The sequence below is a fragment of the uncultured Aquincola sp. genome, from assembly GCF_964001545.1.
Taxonomy (GTDB): domain Bacteria; phylum Pseudomonadota; class Gammaproteobacteria; order Burkholderiales; family Burkholderiaceae_C; genus Aquincola.
In genome coordinates, this window is sequence record NZ_CAXFDV010000426.1 from 1 (window position 1) to 6804 (window position 6804).

General features: G+C 72.4%; 9 protein-coding genes. 2 read left to right on the plus strand and 7 right to left on the minus strand.

Annotated features, from left to right (window positions below):
* Window positions 1–73: 73 nt before the first annotated feature.
* From ABNT58_RS14435 to ABNT58_RS14450, 4 genes are read right to left on the minus strand one after another with little or no spacing between them, the layout of a single operon-like run.
* Window positions 74–1168 (minus strand): DUF2817 domain-containing protein, encoded by a 1095-nt coding sequence (locus ABNT58_RS14435; RefSeq protein WP_348754158.1) that lies wholly within the window; start codon window positions 1166–1168, stop codon window positions 74–76.
* Window positions 1168–2157: a tripartite tricarboxylate transporter substrate-binding protein gene (locus ABNT58_RS14440; protein ID WP_348754159.1), complete on the minus strand. Its 990-nt coding sequence runs from the start codon at window positions 2155–2157 to the stop codon at window positions 1168–1170. Before ABNT58_RS14440 ends, ABNT58_RS14435 begins: the two co-directional genes overlap by 1 nt.
* Before the next feature lie 44 nt (window positions 2158–2201).
* Complete coding sequence (locus ABNT58_RS14445) at window positions 2202–3197, minus strand: pyridoxal-phosphate dependent enzyme (protein ID WP_348754160.1); 996 nt, start codon at window positions 3195–3197, stop codon at window positions 2202–2204.
* Between the two features lie 4 nt (window positions 3198–3201).
* Window positions 3202–3603 (minus strand): RidA family protein, encoded by a 402-nt coding sequence (locus tag ABNT58_RS14450; protein WP_348754161.1) that lies wholly within the window; start codon window positions 3601–3603, stop codon window positions 3202–3204.
* A gap of 204 nt (window positions 3604–3807) precedes the next feature.
* Between ABNT58_RS14450 and ABNT58_RS14455 the strand changes: the two genes are divergently transcribed.
* Complete coding sequence (locus ABNT58_RS14455; RefSeq protein WP_348754162.1) at window positions 3808–4692, plus strand: EamA family transporter; 885 nt, start codon at window positions 3808–3810, stop codon at window positions 4690–4692.
* A 62-nt stretch (window positions 4693–4754) separates the two neighbouring features.
* A complete protein-coding gene (trxC, locus tag ABNT58_RS14460; RefSeq protein WP_348754163.1) occupies window positions 4755–5177 on the plus strand; it encodes a thioredoxin TrxC in 423 nt (140 codons plus the stop codon).
* A gap of 18 nt (window positions 5178–5195) precedes the next feature.
* Here the strand turns inward: trxC and ABNT58_RS14465 are convergent, their stop codons facing one another.
* From ABNT58_RS14465 to ABNT58_RS14475, 3 genes are all read right to left on the minus strand, one after another.
* Entirely contained in the window at window positions 5196–5381 is a 186-nt protein-coding gene (locus ABNT58_RS14465; RefSeq protein ID WP_348754164.1) for a hypothetical protein, read from the minus strand.
* Window positions 5382–5498: 117 nt separating this feature from the next.
* Window positions 5499–6038 (minus strand): hypothetical protein, encoded by a 540-nt coding sequence (locus ABNT58_RS14470; protein ID WP_348754165.1) that lies wholly within the window; start codon window positions 6036–6038, stop codon window positions 5499–5501.
* 73 nt (window positions 6039–6111) lie between these two features.
* A partial coding sequence (locus ABNT58_RS14475; RefSeq protein ID WP_348754166.1) for a PepSY domain-containing protein occupies window positions 6112–6804 on the minus strand: 693 nt, incomplete at its 5' end.

Here is a 6804-nt window from a genome sequence, read left to right on the forward strand (position 1 = left end):
AGTGGACAGCCACCGCTGACTCGATCCTCCAAAAGCTGCATCGACTTTGCTCACGTATGAGTGGGACAGGACACTAGTCCGTCGTACCCAGGAACGCCAGCGCCCGGCCGATGGTCTCGCGCGATTGCGCCACCAGCCCACGCTGCCACCCCTCGTCGGCCGGGTAGAAGAAGTCGAGCAGCGCGCGCCGCGTGGCCGAGGGCTGGTCGCGGCCCAGGCCGGCGATCCATTCGCGCTGGTCCTGCACCAGCAGCTCCAGCATGCGTTGCGGCCGGCCGGTGCCGAACTCCAGCACCGCGGCGGTGACGCAGGCCTGCGGCAGCGCACGTTCATAGCCGGGCGTCGAGTGGCCCAGCACGGGCGCGAAGTTGTCGGGCGCCGATTCGTCGTACACCGCCTCCACCCAGCCGCCGAAGGCACGGCGCATGCGGGCCAGGGCCTCGCCGCGCTGCAGCGCCACCACCGAGCCATAGCCGTAAGGCCCCAGGCCGGTGTGGTAGTCCAGCAGGCACACCTGCCGGGCGTGGCCGGCATGCTGCTGCAGCACCTGCTCGATGGTGCGGCGCGACCAGGTGGGTTGCGTGCCGCCAAAGCCCATGCCGGCCGGCCAGGCGTACTGGCCACCCATCAGCGCCGCATACAGCGCCGGCTGGCCGTGCGCGCCTGCATAGGCGGCCAGCTGCGCATCGGCCGCGGCCACGGCCAGCGCATCCCGCGGGTCGACGGCAATGGCTTCGTGCAGCCCCGCATAGCCGGCGGCCGAAGGCAGCTGCGGCGTCACTGGGTAGTCGATGAAGTTGCGGCACAGGTCGACGTTGTCTTCGGTGTAGCGCCGCAGCCAGGCGCTGCCCCAGGGGTTGATGGCATGCACCACCAGCACCGCGGTGTCGGGCGGCAGCGCGCCGGCATCGTGGTGCAGCAGCCAGTCGATCTGGCAGCCCGAGCCGGCGAACAGCTCCACGCCATGCACGCCCGAGGTGAGCACCAGCACGCGCCGCGCATCGGCCGGGCCCACCCGCACCACGTCGGTGGCCAGGGCTTCGCCCTGCGGGCCGCGCAGCGGGTGCTGGTGCGATTCGGGCGTGAGCCCGGCCAGCGTGCAGGCCGCCAGGAACTTGAGGCGGGCGGCGGCATAGCCATCGGCGAACAGGGTGCGGGCGGGTGTCATCAATCCACCTGGAAGCCCGACTCGCGGATGATGGGCCGCCACAGCTCCAGCTCGGCGCGCACCGTCTGCTGCAGCTGCTGCGGACTGCCCGCCGCGGCGCTGAAGCCGATGTTGGCCAGGTGGGTGCGCACCGCAGGCAGGGCCGCGATCTCGGCCACGCTGGCCGCGATGCGATCGGCCTGCGCGGGCGCGGTGCCCACCGGCGCAAACAGCCCCAGCCAGCCCGAGGCGCTGAGCGCTGCCGGGTAGCCCAGCTCGCCGAAGGTGGGCACGTCGGGCAGCAGCGGTGAGCGCGCGGTGCCGGTGACCGCCAGCACGCGGATCTTGCCGGCGCGGTGCGCTTCCAGGTGGCTGCCCAGCGCATCCACCGCAGCCGGAATCGCATTGCCCAGCAGGTCGGTGAGCAGCGGCGCGCCGCCCTTGTAGGGCACCGGCACCATGTCCAGGCCGGCGTTCTTCGCCACCACGTAGCCGATGAAATGCGGCCCGCTGCCGGCGGCCGGAATGCCGAAGCTGCGCAGCTCCTGCCGCGTCCTGGCCAGGGCCACGAACTCGGGCAGCGTGCGCGCGGGCTGGGCCACGTTCACCGCGTACGAGGTCTCGAAGGTGGCCAGCCGCGCCACCGGCACGAAGTCCTTCAACGGGTCGTACTTCACATGGCGCGAGGTGAGCGGCAGCGTGGAGAACATGTGGCTGTTGCCCAGCAGCAGCGTGCGGCCGTCGGCCGGCAGCGCGCGAAAGTACTCGGCCGCGATCTGGCCGCCCGCACCGGCGCGGTTGTCCACGATGTAGGTGCCGCCCAGGCGCTTTTGCAGCTCCTGCGCAAAGAGGCGCGCCACCGCATCGGCCGTGCCGCCGGGCGGAAAGCCCACCACCACCCGCACCACCTGTCCGGCGGCATCACCGGTCTGGGCTGCGGCCGGGTTCAACAAGCCGGTGGCGGCCAGCAGGCCGCCGGTCAACAAGGGCAGGAAGGCGCGACGCTGCATGGGGGCAACTCCATCGAGGGGTAAGGGGGAGGGCAGGCGCCGGCTCACAGCAGCGCCTCGCCGCGGGCCAGCTGCTGGCTGAAGGTGGCCGCATCGATGTTGGCGCCGCACACCACCAGGCCCACGCGCTGGCCGCGCAGCTCGTCGCGCAGCGGGCCCAGCAAGGCCGCCAGGGCGGCGGCGCCGGCCGGCTCCACGGCCAGCTTGGCATCGCGGAACATCACCGCCATCGCGCGGCACATGGCGTCGTCGCTCACGGTGACGATGCGCTCCATGTGCCGGCGGCACAGGCCGTAGGCGGTGGGCGTGGTCATCGGCGGCGCCAGGCTGTCGGCGATGGTGTTCGACCTGTCCTGCCGCTGCGGCGCACCGGCCTCGAAGCTGCGGCGCATCACGTCGTTGCCTTCGGGCTCGATGCCGATGACGCGGCACTGCGGCTGCAGCTTGCGCACCGCGGCCGACACGCCGCTGGCCAGCCCGCCGCCGCCCACGGCCACCAGCACCACGTCCATGCCGGGCACCTGCTGCGCAAACTCCAGCCCCACGGTGGCGGTGCCCAGCGAAGCGGACTCGCCTTCGAACGGGTGGATGAAGCTGCGCTGCTCGTCGCGCACCAACGCGTCCACCATCGCAAAGCCGGTGGGCCCATCGGGTGCGACCAGCAGCTCGGCGCCGTACGAACGGGCCATGGCCATGCGCGCCGGGTTGGCCGAGGCCAGCACCACGATCTTGGCCGAGACGCCGGCCTGCGCCGCGGCAAAGGCGGCGGCCACCGCATGGTTGCCGGCACTCACGGCGGTGATGCCGCGGCTGCGCTGCTCGGGCGTGAGCCGGCGCACGGCGGTCAGGGCGCCACGGGCCTTGAAGGAGCCGGTGCGCTGGAACAGCTCCAGCTTCATCCACACGTCGGCATCGCCCAGCAGGCGGTGCACCGTGGGGCCATGCAGCGGCGCCACCGGCGTCTTCAGCAGGTCGTCGGCATTGGCGCGCGCGGTGGCGCGGATGTCTTCGAGGTCGAGGTCGGGCAGGTGGGTGGTCATGGGTTCAGCGAGGCAGGCCAGGGACATGGGCGACGACTTCGATCTCCACCAGCGCCTCGGGCACCATCAGGTCGGCCCGGACGGTGGAGCGCGCGGGGGCTTGCGCCGTGTGCTCGCGCAGCACGGCTTCATAGGTGCGGTTGAACTCGGCGAAGTCTTCCACCCGCCGCAGCCACACCATGGCCTTGACCACTTGGGCCAGGCCGAGGCCATCGGCCGCCAGCGCCGCCTGGATGCGGTCGAGGCAGGTGCGGGTTTGCGCGGCCACGTCGTCGCCCACGATGCGCAGCTGGGCATCGAAGGCCATCTGGCCACTGACGAAGGCCCAGTCGCCTTCACGCCGCACCGGGCTGAAGAAGGGGTGGCTGCGGCTGGGGGTGGCGGAAGGGGGCGCAAGCGTGCTCATGCCAAAAAGTCTAGGAGGCGGGGCGCTGCGCGTCTTTTGCGTGGCGGGCAAAAGCTTATGCGTGGCGCACGGTCGGGCCGCCAGCCGCCGCGGCGGCTGGCGGGCATGGCCCTACCGACCGGGCGGCATGCATGGAGCCGTTACCCTGCGCCGGTGCCTTCCCCGTCGTACCGCCCCGGCAGCAGCGCTGCCCCCGCAGCCCCTTTGCCCAGCGCACCTGCCACCGCCGCACCCTGGCCGCTGGTGCTGGTGCTCACGCTGGTGTGGGGCACCAACTGGCCCTTGTTCGCGATGGCGGTGCAGGAGGTCTCGGTGTGGACCTTCCGCGCCATCAGCGTGCTCATCTCGGGCAGCCTGCTGCTGCTGTGGAGCCGCTGGCGCGGCGAGTCGCTACGCATCCCGCGCGCGCACTGGAAGACGGTGGCCGCCGCCGCCTTTGCCTACCTGGGTGTGTGGAACATCGCCAGCACCTATGCCGCGGTGCTCATCCCTTCGGGCCAGGCCGCGGTGCTGGGCTTCACCATGCCGCTGTGGGCGGCCATCGGCGGGCACTTCGTGCTCGGCCAGCGGCTGGACGCGCGCTCGCTGCTGGCGCTGGCCCTGGGCGCGGCGGGTGTGCTGCTGCTGGCCTTCATCGGCTGGGACGCCAGCCTGTCCACGCAACTCGGCTTCGGCCTGGGGCTGCTGGCGGCCATGGGCTGGGCGGCGGGCACCCTGATCCTCAAGCGCTTTCCGGTACCGGTCAGCAGCACCGTGCTCACCGGCTGGCAGCTGCTGACCATCGGCGTGCCCTTCATGGCGGTGGCGCTGGCCACCGGCAGCCGGCAGTGGTTCATGCCCTCGTGGACCAGCCTGGCCGTGATCGGCTACATCAGCATGGTGCCGATGGCGGTGGGCAATGCGGCCTGGTTCACCATCGTGCGCAAGGTGCCGGCCCATGTGGCCGCGCTGAGCCCGGTGCTGGTGCCGGTGGTGGCCATGGTCACCGGCGCCGTGGTCGATGGCGACCCGCTGGGTCCGTATGAGCTGCTGGCCATGCTGCTGTGCATCTCGGGCGTGGCGCTGAATCTGCGGCCGCGGCCTCTTTAAGTGGCGGCCAGGCGCCTGATATGCAGGGCTGGACCACAGCCTTTGCCCCTCAGGAGTTGCCCATGCTCATCGTCTGCCCCCACTGCGGCACCCGCAACCGCGTACCGCCCGAACGCCTGGCCGAAGACCCCAGCTGCGGCCGCTGCGGCCAGCCGGTGGCGCCGCGCCAGCCGGTGGCCCTGGGCGATGCCGACCTGCCGCGTTACCTGCAAGGCACCGAGGCGCTGGTGGTGGTGGATTTCTGGGCCGCCTGGTGCGGGCCCTGCCGCTCGTACGCGCCGCACTTCGAGCAGCTGGCCGCGCAGCGGCCCGAGCTGCGCTTCGTGAAGGTGGACAGCGATGCCGCGCCGCAGGCCAGCGCCGCGATGCAGATCCGCAGCATCCCGACCACGTTGCTTTTCGTCGGTGGCCGCGAGGTGGCGCGCCAGAGCGGCGCGATGACGGCGGCGCAGCTGGCCGCCTGGGTGGACGGCGCCCTGCGTTGAAGGCGCCGCGCCGGGGCTTCAGCCCCGCGTGGGAAAGTGCGACAGGCGCGCCACGCGCGGCAGCAGCCGGCGCGGCGGCGTGGGCAGGCGCGGGCGTTGATCGGCCTGCGCGGCCACCGGCCGCAGCGGCGTGTGGCAGGTGGGGCAGGCCTGCACCAGGGAGCTGACGACGTCGGTGCAGGCGGGGCAACGGATCAGGGCCATGGAATTACTCCGGTCATTCGCTGGCCGCAGGATGGCAGCGCCCCGAGTCCGGGGCCATCGCCCGAACGCAGGCCCTGCAAAGCAGGGTGAGGGTTTGTGCGGGCCCGGTGCCCGGCCTCAGCCTTCGGCCAGGGGCCTGAGCGCGGCCGCCAGCGTGCGGGCCTGCGCTGCGTACTCCAGCACCGACGAAGGTCGCGGCGCAAAGCTGGTGTCGTGCACCGCCTGGTTGCGCAGGCTCTTCAGGTCGTTGTAGGCGTCGATGTGCTGCGGCTGGTCGCGCAGCAGGCGGTGCAGCACGCGCAGCGTCACCGACCCGGCGCCGTGGGCATCTTCGGCCGTGGCATGGCGCGCGACGATCTGTTCCACCACCGCCTGCACCTGCAGCCATGCATGCAGGATCACGGTGCGCGGATCGCGCTCGGCTTCCTGCGTGAGGCCTGGCGGCGCGGCGGCAAGCGCGGGGTCGGCCGGGCCCACGCGGTCGCGCAGTTCGGCGATGCGGCCTTCGAATTCGAACTCCGCCGACATCAGCTTGCCGCGCCTGACCCGCTGCAGCAGCGCCCGCAGCTCCAGCCTGAACAGCAGCAGCGCCGACAGTGCCACCACCGGCCAGGCCAGCGCCTTGATCGTCTCCACCGTGAAGGTCCAGCCGTCCATGCCCGCAGTGTGGCAGACCGGGCAGCTGCCCAGGCAGCCGGTGGCAAGGGCGTGTGCGGCCTGAAGATGCCTGTCAGCGCGGCTCAGTCGGCGGCAGCAGCCGCGGGGCCAGCAGCCGGTCCAGCGCCGCCATCACCAGCAGCGAAGCCCCCACCAGCGGAAACAGCAGGCCACCGGCCGCCAGCAGTGCCAGCAGGCCGCGCATCACCCGCGGATCGGCGGGTGCCGGCGGCACGCCCAGCGCACGGGCGGGGCGGCGCTTCCACCACATCACCGCGGCGCTCACGCACAGCAGCACGATGGCCAGGCAGGCCAGCACCAGCACCGCCTGGTTGGGCACGCCGTATTCCTGGCCCAGGTGCACGTTGATGCCCCATTCCAGCCAGCGGCCCAGCGGGCCGTAGTCGGCATAGCCCATGTCCAGCAGCACCGCGCCGCTGTAGGCGTCGAGGTGCACCACACGCTGCTGCGCCACGTCGCGCGGGTACACCGCAGCGGTGAACACACCGGTGGGCGCCGCAGGCAGGCTCACGCTGTAGCCGGGTGCGAGGCCCAGGTGCTGCACCCGGGCCATCACCGCGTCCACGCCCAGCACGGCGGGCGCTGTGGCGGCCAGCGGCGCGGCAGGCGCTTCATGGCCCTGATGCCCGGCGTGCCCGGCATGGTCATCGGCCACGCTCGACTGCGGCACCTGCGACTGCGGCACCCGCGCCTGCGTCAGCGACCAGGCGGTGCTGCCCGTCTCGGGCAGGCGTTGCTGCGACAT